Here is a 15,305-nt window from a genome sequence, read left to right as displayed (position 1 = left end):
AGGGTAAAAATGGGGAGCGGGCTCAGACGATCGTCAAGGTCACGTCGATGTTTCCGCGGGTGGCGTTGGAGTACGGGCAGACGGTGTGGGCCTTTTGCACGAGTTGTTCGGCGACCGCGCGGTCCAGGCCCGGCAGGGAGATCTTCAGTTCGACCTCGATGCCGAAGCCGTTGGGGATGGCGCCGATGCCCACGAAGCCTTCGATGACCGTGTCAGCCGGCATGGCCAGCTTCTCGCGGCTGGCGACGAACTTCATGGCGCCCAGGAAGCAGGCGCTGTAGCCGGCGGCAAACAGCTGCTCCGGGTTGGCGCCGGCCCCGCCTGCGCCACCCAGTTCCTTGGGGGTGGTCAGCTTGAACTCGAGGTCCCCGGCGGGGACCATGGCACGGCCGTCTCGGCCGCCGGTGGCGATGGCGTGGGCTTGGTAGAGAACTTGTTCGATCGACATGGTGTATTTCCTTTGGGGCGGGTGGGTTTCGGTAATGCCGTTTGGCAAGAACGAACTGTACGCCGCTGAAAATACGATAAGCTAAGGATAATATTGATTACTTGTCCCATAGTCTCAATATGTCAGAAACCTGTACCGACCGCCTAGATGCCTTGCTGAGCCATTTCCCGGTTCGCGCGCACATGTTTCACTCCGGCGCCCTGTGCGGCATCACGGATTTCTCATCGCCGGGCGACAGCGGCCAGATGCATCTGCTCAAAGTGGGAAGCATGGAGATCGTCCATCCGGGGCGCCCCACACTTCAGGTGGACGTTCCCAGCCTGTTGCTCTATCCGCGCCCGGTGGCCCGACGTTTCGTCACCGACGCCCAGCGGGGCGCCGACCTGGCGTGCGCGGAGCTTCACTTCGATGGCGGTGCCGCCAACCCCATCATGGGCGCGCTGCCCGATGTCATCTGCCTGCCGCTACAGAGCATCGCGGGCGCCGATCAGACGCTGCTGCTGCTCTTCGAAGAGGCGTTTGGCAACAACTGCGGCCGGCACGCGCTGGTCGATCGGTTGTTCGAGGTGGTGTTGATCCAGGTGTTGCGCCATCTGATGGAAACCAACCAGATGAGCGGCGGCATGCTGGCCGGTTTGTCGCATCCCAAGCTGCGCAAGGCCCTGGTGTCGATGCACGAACAACCGCAGCAGGACTGGTCGCTGGAGTCCTTGGCCAGCCTATCAAGCATGTCGCGCAGTGTGTTCGCCGCCGCCTTCCGCAGGGCGGTGGGTTGTACCCCCGGCGCCTACTTGCAGGCTTGGCGGGTCAAGCTGGCGCAGCAGGCCTTGCGCCAGGGGAAATCTTTGAAGCTGATCGCAGACGAGGTGGGCTACAGCGGTGAAGCGGCGTTGTCGCGGGCATTCAAGGCGCAATGCGGCATGGCTCCACGCGAATGGAGACAGCAGAGGGATCCTGGGTGATGTCTCTGCACCGGCGCAACATCGTATCAAACAGCGGGAACAGCGTGTGTGCCGCAGGCTGCGCTCAACTGGCATGCCATTCCTGCCAAAGCCAGCGGCGCCTACAGCTTCATCACCCGGGACGACGGCCAGAGGTATTGGGAACATACGAAGCGCCCGCTCTACCGATTCGAAAACGACAAGAAGCCTGGCGACCAGATCAGCGACGGCAAGCGCAGCACATAACACGTGGCCAAGCTGTGAACCGGCTGGGGTAAACGTCAATGCAGGTCGGTCTGAATCTGTTCAGCGACCACAGGGGGTTTGGGAGCCTTTGGGTGTGCCCGAGCAACGTGCCAGCAAGTGCTTGATCAGGGGTGACCTCTAGTTCGGTGTGGTTCACCCGGTTCGGACGTAAGGGGTAGCATGCGCGCCGATGGCGCCGCTGAAAAACGCGGCTCGAGTCGCGCTCCTGCGGCATGGGCCGTGTCGATGTCTCGGGCCAGGGCTTGGCGATCTTCGAGGCCGATCGAGGGGCCAGACTGTTGACGCCGACCGAAAACTGACCATCTGAAGGTGGGAGTGCCGCTTCAAAACTGACCGGGGTGTATCACGCGACTGCTGAATTTTTTGGCAGGAGCAAGCGAGGTGATCACCATGGACATGATTGGCAAGGTCAGGCGCATGAAGATGCGCGATGGGGTTTCGATCAGCGAGATCTCGAGGAAGACGGGTTTGGCCAGGAACACCGTCAAGAAGTGGCTGAAGGCGCCTGCGGCGGTCGAGCCGCGGTATGAGCGGGCGAAGAAGGTGGGCAAGTTCTCGGCGTTCGAGGCGACGCTGGTGGCGGCGCTCAAGACGGATGCCCACCGGGCACGGGATCAGTGGCGCACGGCGCTGGCGCTGTTTGTGCAGATCCAGGCCCAGGGCTACCGGGGTGGCTACAGCGCGGTGACGGACTTCATCCGGGCGTGGCGGCAGGATTGCGGCAAGGACACCACGAAGGCGTTTGTGCCGCTGAGCTTTGAACTGGGCGAGGCGTTCCAGTTTGACTGGAGCGAGGAAGGTATTGTTGTGGGCGGGGTGTACCACCAGGCGCAGGTGGCGCACCTGAAGCTGTGCGCCTCGCGCGCGTTCTGGCTGGTGGCGTACCCCAGCCAGGGGCACGAGATGCTGTTCGACCCGCACACGAGGTCGTTTGCGGCGCTCGGCGGCGTGGCCCGCCAGGGCATCTACGAATGCAAGGGACTTCCCTGTTCGTAGCGCCGGCCGGCTCGCTGCAGACCACGGTCGATGCCAGCATGTAAGTCTCTCTGTCCATCAACTCGAAGGAGATGACCATGACGATCGCCACCGTGGGAATTGATTTGGCAAAGAATGTCTTCGCCGTGCATGCCGTCAGCAAGAGCGGCCTGGTCGAACTGAAGCGACCAGAGGTGCGCCGCGCCAAGCTGCTGGAACTTGTTGCTTCCTGGCCGCCTCGCGTGATCGGCATGGAGACATGTTCGGGCGCTCACCACTGGGCGCGAGAATCAGCAGGCCGAACTGTTCGTGCACCGCGCGCGTCAGGGTTTCATCGAAGAGCGGACGGCACTGATCAACCGGATCCGAGGCCTTCTCAGCGAGTTGGGCATCGTATTGCCACAGAAGGCGGCAGTCATGCGCCATGGCGCGCACGCGGTACTCGAAGAGTTGCCGGGTTGGTGCAATACCGTTATCGGCGATCTGCTCAGCCACCTGTCGAGGCTTGACGAGCGCATTGCGGTGGAGTTGGAGTTGACCCGAGTCCGTGGACAGGTATTGGTTTGATTCTCAAACCGTGACGTCTCCCCCAAATTCCGGACTTTTCAAAACTAGAGGTACGGTTGCTTTCCGGCAAGCCCGAAGGGGCGCAAGGAGAAGCAATGAAGAGGTCGAGATTTTCAGAGGAACAGATCGCTTTCGCGCTGCGGTTGGCTGAGTCAGGCACACCGGTGGTCGATGTGTGCCGCCAGATCGGCGTGTCCGAAGCGACGTACTACACGTGGAAGAAGAAGTTTGGTGACCTGGGTGTGACCGAGCTCAAGCGCTTGAAGATGCTCGAAGACGAGAACGCTCGGCTGAAACGCATCGTGGCCGACCTGACGCTGGACAAACAGATCCTGCAGGAGGTCGTCCGAAAAAAGCTTTGAAGGCTGTCAAGCGGCGTGAGCTGGCGGCCTGGATGCAGGAGCGCTACAAGGTGAATGTGCGCAGGTCGTGCCGGCTGGCGCTGCTGCGACCATCGGTCTGGTATGCAAAGAGCGAGGCACGCGATCAGAGTGCGCTGCGCCTGCGCATCCGTGAGATCGCGATGGACCGTCCACGATTCGGTTACCTGCGCGTGCTGGTCATTCTCAAGCGGGAGGGTTGGTCCGTTGGCAAGAAGCGCGTCTATCGCCTGTACCAGCTGGAAGGATTGCAGTTGCGCATGAAGGTCAAACGCCGCAAGCGCATCAGCCTGCAGCGTGGTCGGCCAACGCCTGCCACAGGGCCGAATCAGCACTGGAGCATGGACTTCGTGCACGATCAGATGCTTGATGGACGGTCATTCCGCGTGCTCACGGTGATCGATCAGTGGAGTCGTGAGAGTGTGTCTCTAGAGGCCAACTTCCGGCTCACGGGGCGGTGCGTTGGGAAGGCCCTGGACGAGGCAGCGCTGGAGCGAGGATGGCCCAAGGCAATCACGGTGGACAACGTACTAAATGCAAGAGGTGTCCCGACAAGCGGCAACAGCATCGCTCGCCGGTCTTGCTTCGCAGATCGGCAGATGACAAAGAGCGATGAGCAGAATCGGCGACGCGGTTCCGCCGCACAGGGACGCCTCGGTTAACCATAGTGGAAACAAGATTCACGACGCCTTCGTCGTGATCTTCACCGTACCTAAAACAGCGTAGGCAGCCCAGCGGAAGGTCCGAGCATTATCTAGGGGGTCCCCGACCTACGTCGGCGCCCCGACGGCCCTGTTGAGAGGGATCGATCCGCTGGGCAAACTCTGCTCGAAGAACCGCCGGTAGGGCTGGTTCTTCTTGATGATTCCGTACGCCACGCGCGCCATCTTGGCTGCCACGGCCGTGAGCGCCTTGCGCTTGAGGTCGGGGTCCTTGGGGTTGCTGCTGACGTATCGGTCGTACTTCTCCCGAAACGAGTTCTCGCGAGCCCGAATCGCAACGACGGCGGCCAGCCAGAACGCCAGACGCAAACGGGCGTTGCCTCGTTTGGACAGCTGTTCTCGGCCGCGCTGAACACCCGACTGGCTCTTGGCCAGGTCAAAACCGCAGTACTTCAGAAACTGCCGGTGATGACCAAACCGGCGCAGGTTGCCGGCCTCGGCAAGGATCGTCAGGGCGTTGATGGGCCCCACACCCGGCAGAGACATCAGGTTGATGTAGTCCGAATCGCTGGCCAGCAGGTCTTGCGCCTGTTCTTCGAGTTGGCGGCGCATGTCATTGAGGTGCTGATAGTGACGCAGCGTGAACAGAAAGGTCTGCACGGCGACGCTTTGTGGATCGTGTGGCAGCGCTCCGGAGTCTGCGCAGCACTCCCAGATCTCGGTGAGCTTGGCCACGCGATGCACACGGCGACCGACCACTGGTGAGGCCAGTTCGATGAACTCTTGGCAGCTGTGCTGTCGCACATGGGCCGGGGTGGGGAACTCAATCATGAACTTCACCCACCACTCGTTGCGCGTGCTGGTCCAGTACTTGTGCATCTCGGGGAAGTACAGCGGCACGTGGTGGTTGATGATGGCGTGCTGGACCTTGGTTCTGGCGCGGCTGATCTGATAGTAGGTCTTGGATAGCTCCTAGATGTCGTGGTGTCCGGCCAGCATGGGGTCGACATAGCGCTGTGTGCGCCCCTGCTTGAGCATCTCCAGGATGACTGCAGCATCTTTGGGGTCGTTCTTGTCCCATGAGTTGAACATGGCTTCGCGGAACCGGGACTGGGCTACCGATGAGATCGAGACGACCTCGAAGCCAGCGCGAAGCAATCGGTGAGCAATCGGGCGGTGGTAATCACCGGTGGGCTCCAGCGCCACCCGACAGCGACCGCCAAGGCCAACCAAGAAGTCCGTCAGGCGCTGCATGTCTGCAGCGCTGTTGGTCATGCGAAAGCGATGTCGCTGACCAGACGCGGTCTCAACAAGGACTGCGTTCCAATACCGGGCTACGTCTATTGCAACCCAGTGCAGTGCGGCGATAGGAGGGTTCGTGTCAGCCATTGGGTGGTCTCCTTCGGAAGTCAGCGATCCCAAGGATGCTTGCTGCCGACAGTGGCTGACAACCACTATGCATTTACTACGGCACGGAATTCACGTCCAAGGCGCTCGACGAATGGGCTTGGCGCCGCGGTGTGAAGCTCGACTACACCCGACCCGGGAAGCCCACGGACAACGGGTTGATCGAGTCGTTCAACGGTCGGTTGCGTGATGAGTTCCTGAACGTCAACGAGTTCATTACGATGCAGGATGCGCGGGAGAAATTGAAGGCATGGCAGCATGACTACAACCATCACCGCCCGCATGGCTCACTCGGCCACCTGACCCCGAGCGAGTTCGTCAAAAAGAGGTCAGCACAACAGCTGGAAAGCCGCCCGACTCCAGTTTAGAAATGACCGGATATGGGGGAGACGTCACGACTCCTTGAACACAAAGAATGATGTGTCCACGGAATCGGGTCAACTCCAATCTGGAATTTATCCGGTACCGGATGTGGAACCAGCCGGATACGGAAGCGGAAGGGCTGGCATGTCGCCGAGGGTTGGATTCCATCGCCAGACAGGTGCACCGCAGTCTCGCGCCGGCCCGAAAAAGTTGATCACCTTTGCCACTTCCACGCTGTGTTTCCTGTCGATGATCAAGGGGCAGGGCAGCGTGCCGCAGTCCAGCAAGCTGGCGCAGATTTCTGCCTGATCGCCCTGCGAGTTGTATCGCAGGCTCTTGACGAAGCTGCGCCCCTGCCGAACCAGCGCCCCGACCAGTTGCCGGTCCCAGCCGTCGTCCACGGGCAGCCACTGGCCGGTGGTGAGCATGGGGGACATTTCCACGATGCATGGTGTGCCGGCTTGGTCCAGCCGAATGGTGGCGACCATCAGTAGGTGCAGTTCGGACTCCATGCCCCAGAGGGTGAGTTCGCGTTCAAAACTTCTGCTCAAGCGCCGGTAGAGCACATCGTCCAGTGCGAACGCCTGGTCTGGAAGGTGTTTGATGATGGCTTTGCATCCGTAGCGGGCGGTGGCAATCTCCTTGACCTCGGCCACCATGAGCAGCAGGTGCTGGGGCTCGCCCTGTCTGGGAACGGCGCGGGCCCACAACCGTTGTCGGCGGGCTTGGATGGCGTCGCGCTGTTCCACCGCAAATACTTCCGGGATGTAGAGGCTTGCCAGCAGCGACTGCCCGTGGGTGGTTTTGTTTTCTGCGGCCTGCAGCAGGTGTCGCCGCACGGTGGCCCAGTGGCGCCGGCCATCGAACCCCGACTTCCAGTGGGTCAGTTCGGCCTGGTCCCACAGGTAGTGGAGCAGGGCGCGCAATCCGAGTTTCTGGCCCTGCGAGGCCACGCTGCTGCTGGCACCGCTCGCCGCCGGTGGCACGTGGCGGCCGGGCAGCTTGGTCATGGGGAAGTCCAGTTTGAGGGCCGTGACGCCAGTGACCGGGTTTTCAACGATGGCGGAACCCACCAGTGGGCCGAGGCCTGAGAAGTCGGCCGGTGGCTCGTAGGAAGAACAGTCGGTGGCGTGCAGGCAGCCGGTGTTGGGCATGCGCTTGATGAGATAGCCATCGCTCAGCCGCGCCACATACATCTCGACGCCAGGCGTTTCGGTCCAGCACAGGCAGCGTGGGCGCAGGTGGTGGGCGTGGGCTTTGGCGATGGCCTCATTGAAGTCGGGCATCGTCCGGTCCCAGCGTTGCCCGCCGATCTCGTAGGCGGGTACGGATTCAACGATGGTTTCCACGGCGTTGTTCAGCGTGCAGGTGCGGCCCGTTCGCGGGCGCGTTGCTGTTCAGGCTGTGGCGCGACGACAGGCCGCTGTGACGGCGCGTTCTTGTCGTAGAGCCTGACCTTGGGCACCAGGCCTTCGCGGATGCGCTGGGAGAGCTTCTCTGCCGCTGCCACCATGATGGCTTCGCGCCGTTTCTCAGGGACGCGGTTGGCCACGAGGATGGCCTCGATGGCGGCCAGCACGGTCTTGCGCCCGCCGCTGCCCCGGCCCGTGGGTTTGTTGGCGGCGCTGTTGCCTTGAGCTGCACCGGCTTCACGCGCTGGTTCGATGCGGTTGGTCAGCCGCAATTCACGCTCCACCTTGAGGCGTTCCTGGTCTTCCAGATTGGGCTCGTAGCCATGAGCTTTCACACCACGTGCGGCCGCTTCGAGCCAGACCATGCGCCGGAAGTCCTGACTGCCGGTCACCCGCAGGGACTGCCAGTTGCGGGCTTCGGCCACATCGACCATGGAGCGCGCGACCGATGGGCTGTTGGTGTCGGTGGCCAGGCGGAAGGTGGATTCGGTAAAGGCGACGCGCGAGGTGTCTCCCTTGAAACGGTATTCGGTCAGGCCGATGCTCAGGTCGCCCATAGTGACCGGGGCGCGTTTGATGATGTAGCGGTCGGTCAGTGCTGCCTGTAGTCGGGCCACCAGCGCTTCGCGTTCGGCCTGGATGTCGAGCCGCGCAGATGCCTCAAAGGGTGCAGCTTCAGGTGCGGCTTTCTCTGGGGGATTGGTGGGGGACGGGCGTTGGGGCTCGAGCGGTTCTTCTCGCTGCCATTGCCCCTCCACCTTGTGAACGAACGACTTCTGGTCCCTTGCGTCCAGCACCACGAAACGGTTGGCGCCGAGCTGATCGGCTTTGGCCGTCATGTCCTGGTAGCGCTCGCTGCGGTAGGTGAGGTCGGTAAACGGGTCGCGCAGTTCGTACCGTTCGCCCGGTTCTGGCTCGGGCGTCTGGAAGGTCCGGATGGCGACCTGGGCACGGTCGGCGGGTTCCACCGTGCCACCCGCAGATGTGGGTGCATCCGATACAGACTGATCCGCGCGGCGGGAGGGTGCGGCTTTCTCGTCCATGGGGTTCTCCTTCGGTGGTGGGTTCAGATGGCTACGGTTTAGGGCTGAGGCGTTGCCAAAGCCTGTGTGGACAAGGGGAGGGTGCGGTACACCTCGATCTCGACCCGGCGGTTGAGCTGGCGACCCTGTGGGTTGCGGTTGTCGGCCACGTAGTCACCGCTGGGTTGGTGGGTGGCGCGGATGCGCGTGGGGTCCACCCCGGCTGCGATCAGGTAGTCGCGCACCGCGTTGGCCCTGGCCTGGGCAATGCGGCTCTCAACGGATGAGTCGCTGAGGCCGTCGGTACGGCCCCGCAACACCACCAGCGGTGCGGCCTTGGATTCGTTTACCAGGGCAGCGGCCTCGGTGCTTGGAATCGACACGCGGGTGCTGTTGAAGGCGAAGTGCACCGTGTGCACACGGTTGGCCATGACCTTCTCTTGAATCGTCGCCAGCAGCTGTTGCCGCGCCGCCATGTGGGTCAGCGTTGCGGCCGTGGTTTCGGCCAGGCGGTCGGACTCGACGGCCTGGATGCGTGTGTTTTGCAGATCGATCTTGCAGACCTGAAGCTCCACGGCCAGTTGGGCGTTGGCGGGCCGCTTCTGGGATTCGTCCACGGTCGGCGGCTTGGGTGGCGAACTGCAGGCGCTCAACAGAGCGATCAGGGAGGCCGCGAAGGCTACGCGAAACTGAGGTGTGTTCATGGGTTTTCTCCCAAGGTTTCAAGACGCAGGGGTTCCTTCACCGGGGCGACGGTTGGCGTGGCGGGATCGGGGGCACTGTCAGCTTCGTCGGCGGGTTCGATGGTTCCGCCATCTGCTTCTGGCCCATCGAACTGACAGAAGAAGTCGATGCAGGTTTGAGCCGCTTCTTCGGCTGAACCTTCCAGCTTGTCTTTGAGGATTTCGATGTCGTGGGCCATGTCTTCGATGCGCAAGGTCTTCTTGTCTGGCGGGAGTTCGTCCTCGGCAATACGCCAGCGTTGTTGGGTTTTGGCTTGGTGCAGCTCCATCCGCATCGGCTCTACTTTTGGCGCGGGCAACAGGCGTGCCTTGAAGGCCTTGTCCTGGAAGTAGCGGATCTTTTCGCCCAAGATCGGCTTGCAGTTCTCGCAGATGACCACCAGCCGGTCGCGGCCGAGCTCCTTGAACTCCTGCGGCAGCAGCAGCGCCCGGCGCTGTTCGCTTTCGTTGCGGCTGACGGTGCGGTGGCCGTGGCCGCTGAAGGAGCGGCTGATCCCGCGGGTCGTGACCCGTTCGGTGAAGTGCCCCAGCATGGCGCTGTATTCGTCCGCGTCGCGCTGCTCACGGGGCGCAAAGAGGATCTGCAGGCCGTGGTTGGTGGCGAAGGTGCGGGCCTCTTTTTCGCCGTAGGTGGCGTCCAGCTGTGACATGGCCTGGACCACGGTGAGCAGGCGCAGGTTGTAGCCGGCCAGGAACGCGGCGGAGTGGGTGATGATGCCCACGCGCCCCATGGCGGTGAACTCGTCGTTGACCAGCAGGCACTGGTATTTGAGGGACTTGTTCTGCGCGGGCAGGTGTTGGGTGTTGAGGCTGACCAGTTGCGAGAAGAACAGGTTCAGCAGTGGCCGTGCGTTGGCCAGGCGGTGCGGCGGGATGCGCACATAGATCGACATGCGCTGCCGGCGCAAATGGCTCAGGTCGAAGTCGTCGGCGCTGGTGGCCGCATCGACCACCGCATCCGCAAAGATGATCAGCGGAGCGTGGAACGTGGCGACCACGCTGGCCAGCGTGTTCTCGGAGTTGCACAGCAGGCGCTGCAAGGCATCCACGCATTCGTCCGAGAACGGATCGTTGGCGTCTTGCCGTTGCTGGATCAACCTGCTGAGGTGGGTTTTCAGCGGCTGCCCCTGTCCCGAGGACTGGCGCAGCATTTCCCCGATGGTGCGCGGCAGGCCGGGCGTTTCCAGCAGCAGCAATCCCAGACCCAGAAACAGGTTGCGGGCCTGGTCGTTGAAGAAGGCCTCTGACGAGGTGCCGCTGCCGTCGTTGGGGAAGAACACCTGCCCGATGCCCAGCAGGTCGCCAACCCGGTGCAAGGGGCTGTTGCGGACAGCGGTCAGCGGGTTCCAGCGATGGCTGCGGGCTTCTTCGTCAAAGGGAGAGAAGGCGTAGACGGCCTGTTGGTGTTTTGCCCGGTAGCCCGCGGTGATCGCGAAGTTCTCGCCCTTGATGTCCAGCACCACCACGGAGTCAGGCCAGTTCAGCAGGTTGGGCACCACCACCCCAACGCCCTTGCCACTGCGCGTGGGGGCCGACAGCATCACCGAAAGTTGCCCGGGCAAGGCCAGGAAGTGGCCCCGGAATCGGCCGATCAGGATGCTGGGTGGGTTGATACCTTCCTCGTTGAGCAGCAGCCCGGCGGACTTCACTTCGGAGAGCGAGGCAAACCGGGCGCTGCCATGCAAGGCACGACGGGGCCGGCTGGCTGCCCACAGCATGCCCGGCAGGACCACCAGCGTGCCGAAGCTGGCCATGCCGAGGGCGAGCAACAGCCGCTGCCGCAGCATGGGGTCGTCGCCGTAGAGCTGCCAGTAGTCGGTGAAGCTGTTCCAGCGGGCCATCCGCAGGTCGGCCTTGATGAGCAGCAGGAACAGCGCGCCCGACAGGTAAAGGGTGACCAGGATCAGCAGCGCCAGCAACACGGCCGTGAACACGTAGGCCGCGACCTTGCGCGGGGTGGACCAGGACGCCATGGGCAGGGTCAGCGACGGCGTCATGACGGCGCACCCTCGAACAGGCCTGGCTGCAGGTTCTGGGCGCAAGCGCTGGCGCCCGGTTGGAGCCGGCGCGGCTCATAGGCGATCTCGGAGATAAAGCGGCCCCGTTCGTCCCGGTCGAATTGCACGAAAACATCGACCACGATACCCAGCAGACCCTTGATCTCGTCCATGCGCAGGCCACCACCTGCACCGCTCTCGCGGATCATCAGCGACATCTGTTCCAGCGCGAGGGCGCAACTGCCCGCGTGCACGCTGGTGATGCTGCCGGGGTGGCCCGAAGCGGCCAGGCGGATGAAGGAGAAACACTCTTCTCCGCGCAGCTCGGCCAGGAAGATGCGGTCCGGCTTCATGCGCAGGCAGGCTTCCAGCAGCGACTTGGCCGTGACACGCGCCGTGCCCTGGGCGTCCTTGCTGTAGTACAGGTGCACCACATTCGGGTGGTTGGGCAGGTTGAGTTCGGCCGTGTCCTGGATGGTGATCAGGCGCTCGTGGCGCGGCACCTCTTCCACCAGACCCTTCATGAAGGTGGTCTTGCCGGAGCCGGTCTTGCCGCTCACCACGATGGTCTGGTGCTTGTGCACTGCCAGCCGCAGAAACTCGGCATACCGGCCTGCAGCCTTGAGGGCGAGCAACTCCCTCTGGAAAGGCAGAAGCCCATCGTCCGCGTAGCTCATGGCTGCTTTTTCGCCGATGCGCTGGAACAGGCCGTCGCGTTCAAAGTCGTCCAGGCGCTTGATGACTTCCGAGGGTTTGCGCACCGTGATCGACACCGTGCCGCGAGTGACGGCTGGCGGAATCACGAACTGGATGCGTTCCCCGCTGGGCAAAGTGGCTGAGAGCAGCGGCCGTTCCTGGTTGATCTGCTGATCGCAGTAGGTGGCCACGGCGGTGGCCAGCGACAGGCAGCGCTCTTGTGACAGTTTGGGAGCTTCCACCTGCCGCCAACCCTGCACGGTTTCCACCTGCAGTTCGCCGGGCCGGTTCACGCACACCTCCAGCACGCCTGGCGCATCGAGCTGTTCGCGCAGCGGGCGCAGGAACTCGACCACCGAGGTGGCGTCGCCGCACCAGCCGTCCGGCGTGGCCTCATCGGGGCAGGGCAGGTTGTTCATCGCTGCACCGGCTGCAGGGCGTAGACCGACGAGAAGTCCACGTCGCGGGCCACGTAGATGCCGACGATGCCGCCCTGGTTCTGGTAGATCAGCGGCGGAATGTTGATGGTGCTGTCCAGCACCTTTTCGGCCAGCTTGCTGGTGTTTTCGGTGGTGGAGGGCAGCACGATGGTGTCGGCGTCCCGGTCCTGCATCTGGTTCTGGATCACCAGCTTGACCGAGTCGTCGATCAGCGAGAGCAGCATGGCCGCACCGATGCGGTCGCCCCAGCGGTTGTCCACGTGACCGTCGATGCCCGATTCACCCAGTTGCCCTGTGCCGGGAGACTCGATATCGACCTTGACCCCGTGGGGTGTGCGGATGCGTGTCCACAGCACCGGAATGCGGACGGTGCCGGGCCGGACCGACGCGATGCGGTATTCACCGTCCAGGTGCGACCCGCGCTCGATCAGCAGAACGCGGCCGTTGTCGCTGTAGACGTCTCGCTGCACCTGGCAGCCGACCAGGCCCGAGGTGGCGCTGATCACCCGCGTCTTGAGCGCGCAGGTAAAGGCCGTCCCTTTGGGCAGGGTCAGGCTGCGGTCGCCCAGCGTGGAGGCTTTCACCTTGGGCGTATCCGAGCCCTGCAACTGTCCGCCGAACAGTCCCGCCGCTGCGTCCTGCAGGTTCTGCCGGAAGTCCGGTGCGTTGTCGGGCGCCGAAGGGTTCGATCCATTGGCCAACCCATTGCCCTGCGTCAGGTTATCCAGCATCCCCTGCAAACGTCGCTGGTAGTCCTGCAGCTGTTTGGACGTTGCCGAGGCAGGATCGTTCGGTGGCTGGCTTCCGCCCGGAGATGCGCCCTGAAGACTGCCCGCGCGGGAGGAAACCACCAGCACCGGTGCATCGTCGGGGGATGGTGTCTTGGGTCCGTTGGTGGGCGTTGGCTGCCGAAGACCGATGGGTGCCACCGTTTCGTTGGGCCCCGGGACGATGGCCGGTACATGGGGTGTCGCAGGCCGGGTCATGTCCAGCGGCCTGGTTCCCGCGCCAGCGGCAGAAGGCCGGTCCCGCATGAGCGAGCTGTCTTTGTCGGCATCGCCCGAACCGCCGAAATACCGGTTCATGACAGCCCCTGCGGCGCCCGCAATCGCCAGGAACACGACGCCGATCACCACCACGTTTTTCCTCGACACGGTGATCGGCTGTTCGCGGCCCACGTTGGGAATGCCGGCTTCACCCGGCAGCGGGCTGATGGTGTTGCCGTCAGTCTTCTCCGGACCGTCCGAGGCTTCTTCCGGCGGCCCGGCGTTGGCGTTCTTCTCGGTCATGGCTTCACTCCTGACTTCAGTGACGAGGGGGCGGTCGCCCCTTCTTTCAGAACCCGTTGCACGCCCGGGACCGTGGTAGCGCCTTGAGCGGGCGCGCCTTCGAGGTCAAACGCCTCGTTCCAGATGCGCACCACGGACGACCCCGCTCGCAACATCAGGCGCCGGCTGACGCGGTCCACCACCAGGGTGTCGTCTTCCATGCGGGTGTTGACCAGGGTTTCGCTGCCGTCGCCGAGCACTTGGAACACGGCCGGCACTTCCCGGTTGCCCGGAAACCGCAGGTAGGTGAAGCGCCCGTCGTCATAGACCAGGGTGGGCACGATGTCGGCCGACGCCGCACCTTCGGCCAGCGCGTACTGGGTGTTGAGCACCGTGGGCTTGGCCTGCAGCCTCTCGGCCACGATCTGTTGGGCACTTGGCCCCCGTGGGATGGGAGGCAGGGCAGCCAGTGCTTCCAGTTCTTTCTGCGCCGGACTGGTCGCCGGTGCGGGCGCCTTGGGGGACCGGATGCTCAGTCGGTAGACCGGTGGCTGGCGATCCGCATCCGGCAGGATCACGAAACGCAGGGTATGCGAGCGCCGGTCGGTGACCACGGCCAGGTTGTTGGGTGCATCGGCGGCGCTCTTGGCTTTGACATACAGGTTCCGGCCACCGGGTTGTGCGGTCACGCACCAGGCGGTGTCCGGTTTGCTGCAGTCGCCACCCTGGCCCACGGCCACTTCGGTGATGACCTCGTCCTTGTCGAACTCCACCAGGGTGACCATGCCTCGCTTGACGGGGACGGTGATCACCGCAGCCGGGTCGTAGACCACTTCGCGCAAACGTGGGTCGGCCTTGTCGCTGGGCGGTGCCGCCAGAGCGTGCAACTGGGCCACCACCAGCACCAACGGGGGAAGGGTCTGAAGCAGGGGCGTCATCAGCGGCGTCATGGCTTCACTCCTGTGGTCGTGGTGTTGATCTCGGGGTCTGACCGGTAGGCCGTGACCACGAACCCGAACGGGTTCTCCAGCCGGTCGGCTTCCTTGGACAAGACCTTGGGCTGGTACTGGTAGACGACGCTGGCCACGTGCCGGGTGGTGACCTCGGGCAGGTTGCGGTCGGTCAGGCGAACCACCTTGTCGTAGGTAACGGTGGCATCGCTCTGGTTGCCACTGCGCCCCGAAGCGCGAAGGCGCACGCCCACGACGTTGATGCGCCATTCCTCGGTGGCGCCCACCTTCTTCTGCAGCGCGTTGTCGCCCTCGTACTGGCGGTTGTATTCAGCGAAAACTGCAGGCACCGCCATGCGCGCCACCTGGTCAAAGTCCCGCTGCAGGAACATCCAGCTGTAGCTCTCGCGGGCACGCACGAACATGGCCAGGTTGTGCTTGTCAAGCGCTTCCATGGCGGGGATGGTTTCTTCGCTCAGGCGCTGCTGGATGGTGGTTTCGCCCGTCACCCGGTCCACCACGATGGGGATCTCGACCACACGGCGCAGAGGCCCCTGCACGAACACCGCGGCGATGCCAATCAGCCCGATGGCGAGGCCGGCCGCAGCGGCTGCCCAGGCGCGGCGTTCCGAGCGTTCCAGCATCAGGGCGCGGTCGATTTCCCAGACGCGGTTGGCCAGCAGCGACGGAGATTCCGGCACCGCACGCGGCTCCTTGGGCTGTTTGGGCCATGCGGCGGCCTCACCCGACATCAGGATGGCACTCAT

General features: G+C 63.6%; 13 protein-coding genes and 4 pseudogenes. 7 read left to right on the top strand and 10 right to left on the bottom strand.

What is annotated here, in order from left to right:
• Positions 1 to 22: 22 nt before the first annotated feature.
• Entirely contained in the window at positions 23 to 448 is a 426-nt protein-coding gene (locus KIH07_RS17270) for an organic hydroperoxide resistance protein (RefSeq protein WP_226493146.1), read from the bottom strand.
• A gap of 101 nt (positions 449 to 549) precedes the next feature.
• On the opposite strand from KIH07_RS17270, the gene KIH07_RS17265 reads away from it, so the two are divergent.
• The 6 genes and pseudogenes from KIH07_RS17265 to KIH07_RS17240 all read left to right on the top strand — a co-directional run bounded on the left by KIH07_RS17265 (position 550) and on the right by KIH07_RS17240 (position 4,240).
• Positions 550 to 1,410 (top strand): cupin domain-containing protein, encoded by an 861-nt coding sequence (locus tag KIH07_RS17265; protein WP_226493145.1) that lies wholly within the window; start codon positions 550 to 552, stop codon positions 1,408 to 1,410.
• Between the two features lie 48 nt (positions 1,411 to 1,458).
• On the top strand, positions 1,459 to 1,635 hold the full coding sequence (locus KIH07_RS25500) for a hypothetical protein (RefSeq protein ID WP_226493144.1): 177 nt from the start codon (positions 1,459 to 1,461) through the stop codon (positions 1,633 to 1,635).
• Between the two features lie 411 nt (positions 1,636 to 2,046).
• A pseudogene (gene istA / locus KIH07_RS17255) lies at positions 2,047 to 2,628 on the top strand (IS21 family transposase); the annotation flags it as partial.
• A gap of 101 nt (positions 2,629 to 2,729) precedes the next feature.
• Positions 2,730 to 3,150 (top strand): annotated as a pseudogene (locus KIH07_RS17250) (IS110 family transposase); the annotation flags it as partial.
• A gap of 143 nt (positions 3,151 to 3,293) precedes the next feature.
• A complete protein-coding gene (locus KIH07_RS17245) occupies positions 3,294 to 3,560 on the top strand; it encodes a transposase (protein WP_226493143.1) in 267 nt (88 codons plus the stop codon).
• Entirely contained in the window at positions 3,557 to 4,240 is a 684-nt protein-coding gene (locus tag KIH07_RS17240) for a DDE-type integrase/transposase/recombinase (protein ID WP_226493142.1), read from the top strand. The genes KIH07_RS17245 and KIH07_RS17240 overlap by 4 nt, the downstream gene beginning before the upstream one ends.
• 108 nt (positions 4,241 to 4,348) lie before the next feature.
• On the opposite strand, the pseudogene KIH07_RS17235 reads toward KIH07_RS17240, so the two are convergent.
• Positions 4,349 to 5,629: pseudogene (locus KIH07_RS17235) on the bottom strand (IS110 family transposase).
• 80 nt (positions 5,630 to 5,709) lie between these two features.
• Between KIH07_RS17235 and KIH07_RS17230 the strand changes: the two are divergent.
• Positions 5,710 to 6,015: pseudogene (locus KIH07_RS17230) on the top strand (integrase core domain-containing protein); the annotation flags it as partial.
• An 87-nt stretch (positions 6,016 to 6,102) separates the two neighbouring features.
• On the opposite strand, the gene KIH07_RS17225 reads toward KIH07_RS17230, so the two are convergent.
• Genes KIH07_RS17225 through KIH07_RS17190 form a run of 8 tightly spaced genes read right to left on the bottom strand, consistent with a single transcriptional unit; the run spans position 6,103 to position 15,305 of the window.
• Positions 6,103 to 7,359 carry a DUF1173 domain-containing protein gene (locus KIH07_RS17225; protein WP_226493141.1) on the bottom strand — a complete coding sequence of 419 codons (1,257 nt, stop codon included), beginning with the start codon at positions 7,357 to 7,359 and terminating at the stop codon, positions 6,103 to 6,105.
• Positions 7,360 to 7,367: 8 nt separating this feature from the next.
• Positions 7,368 to 8,465 carry an LPD7 domain-containing protein gene (locus KIH07_RS17220; RefSeq protein WP_226493140.1) on the bottom strand — a complete coding sequence of 366 codons (1,098 nt, stop codon included), beginning with the start codon at positions 8,463 to 8,465 and terminating at the stop codon, positions 7,368 to 7,370.
• 38 nt (positions 8,466 to 8,503) lie between these two features.
• The gene (locus KIH07_RS17215; protein ID WP_226493139.1) at positions 8,504 to 9,148 is read right to left on the bottom strand and encodes an OmpA family protein; all 645 of its coding nucleotides are present in this window, start codon (positions 9,146 to 9,148) and stop codon (positions 8,504 to 8,506) included.
• Complete coding sequence (locus tag KIH07_RS17210) at positions 9,145 to 11,184, bottom strand: type IV secretory system conjugative DNA transfer family protein (protein ID WP_226493138.1); 2,040 nt, start codon at positions 11,182 to 11,184, stop codon at positions 9,145 to 9,147. Before KIH07_RS17210 ends, KIH07_RS17215 begins: the two co-directional genes overlap by 4 nt.
• Positions 11,181 to 12,299, bottom strand: coding sequence for a P-type DNA transfer ATPase VirB11 (gene virB11, locus KIH07_RS17205; RefSeq protein WP_226493137.1), 1,119 nt, complete (start codon positions 12,297 to 12,299; stop codon positions 11,181 to 11,183). The genes KIH07_RS17210 and virB11 overlap by 4 nt, the downstream gene beginning before the upstream one ends.
• Complete coding sequence (gene virB10, locus KIH07_RS17200; RefSeq protein ID WP_226493136.1) at positions 12,296 to 13,609, bottom strand: type IV secretion system protein VirB10; 1,314 nt, start codon at positions 13,607 to 13,609, stop codon at positions 12,296 to 12,298. The genes virB11 and virB10 overlap by 4 nt, the downstream gene beginning before the upstream one ends.
• On the bottom strand, positions 13,606 to 14,538 hold the full coding sequence (locus KIH07_RS17195; protein ID WP_226493135.1) for a TrbG/VirB9 family P-type conjugative transfer protein: 933 nt from the start codon (positions 14,536 to 14,538) through the stop codon (positions 13,606 to 13,608). The genes virB10 and KIH07_RS17195 overlap by 4 nt, the downstream gene beginning before the upstream one ends.
• Positions 14,535 to 15,305 (bottom strand): virB8 family protein, encoded by a 771-nt coding sequence (locus tag KIH07_RS17190; protein WP_226493134.1) that lies wholly within the window; start codon positions 15,303 to 15,305, stop codon positions 14,535 to 14,537. Before KIH07_RS17190 ends, KIH07_RS17195 begins: the two co-directional genes overlap by 4 nt.

The organism is Hydrogenophaga taeniospiralis (assembly GCF_020510445.1).
Classification (GTDB): domain Bacteria; phylum Pseudomonadota; class Gammaproteobacteria; order Burkholderiales; family Burkholderiaceae_C; genus Hydrogenophaga.
The sequence above is the reverse complement of the archived record's forward strand: the minus strand, read 5'-3'. Positions and strand labels throughout refer to the sequence as shown.

Bases quoted from the DNA above. Each gene is read 5' to 3' on its own strand.
- KIH07_RS17270 (WP_226493146.1), bottom strand. From the start codon at position 448: ATGTCGATCGAACAAGTTCTCTACCAAGCCCACGCCATCGCCACCGGC.
- KIH07_RS17190 (WP_226493134.1), bottom strand. From the start codon at position 15,305: ATGAGTGCCATCCTGATGTCGGGTGAGGCCGCCGCATGGCCCAAACAG.
- virB11 (WP_226493137.1), bottom strand. From the start codon at position 12,299: ATGAACAACCTGCCCTGCCCCGATGAGGCCACGCCGGACGGCTGGTGC.
- virB10 (WP_226493136.1), bottom strand. From the start codon at position 13,609: ATGACCGAGAAGAACGCCAACGCCGGGCCGCCGGAAGAAGCCTCGGAC.
- KIH07_RS17210 (WP_226493138.1), bottom strand. From the start codon at position 11,184: ATGACGCCGTCGCTGACCCTGCCCATGGCGTCCTGGTCCACCCCGCGC.
- KIH07_RS17215 (WP_226493139.1), bottom strand. From the start codon at position 9,148: ATGAACACACCTCAGTTTCGCGTAGCCTTCGCGGCCTCCCTGATCGCT.
- KIH07_RS17220 (WP_226493140.1), bottom strand. From the start codon at position 8,465: ATGGACGAGAAAGCCGCACCCTCCCGCCGCGCGGATCAGTCTGTATCG.
- KIH07_RS17245 (WP_226493143.1), top strand. From the start codon at position 3,294: ATGAAGAGGTCGAGATTTTCAGAGGAACAGATCGCTTTCGCGCTGCGG.
- KIH07_RS17195 (WP_226493135.1), bottom strand. From the start codon at position 14,538: ATGACGCCGCTGATGACGCCCCTGCTTCAGACCCTTCCCCCGTTGGTG.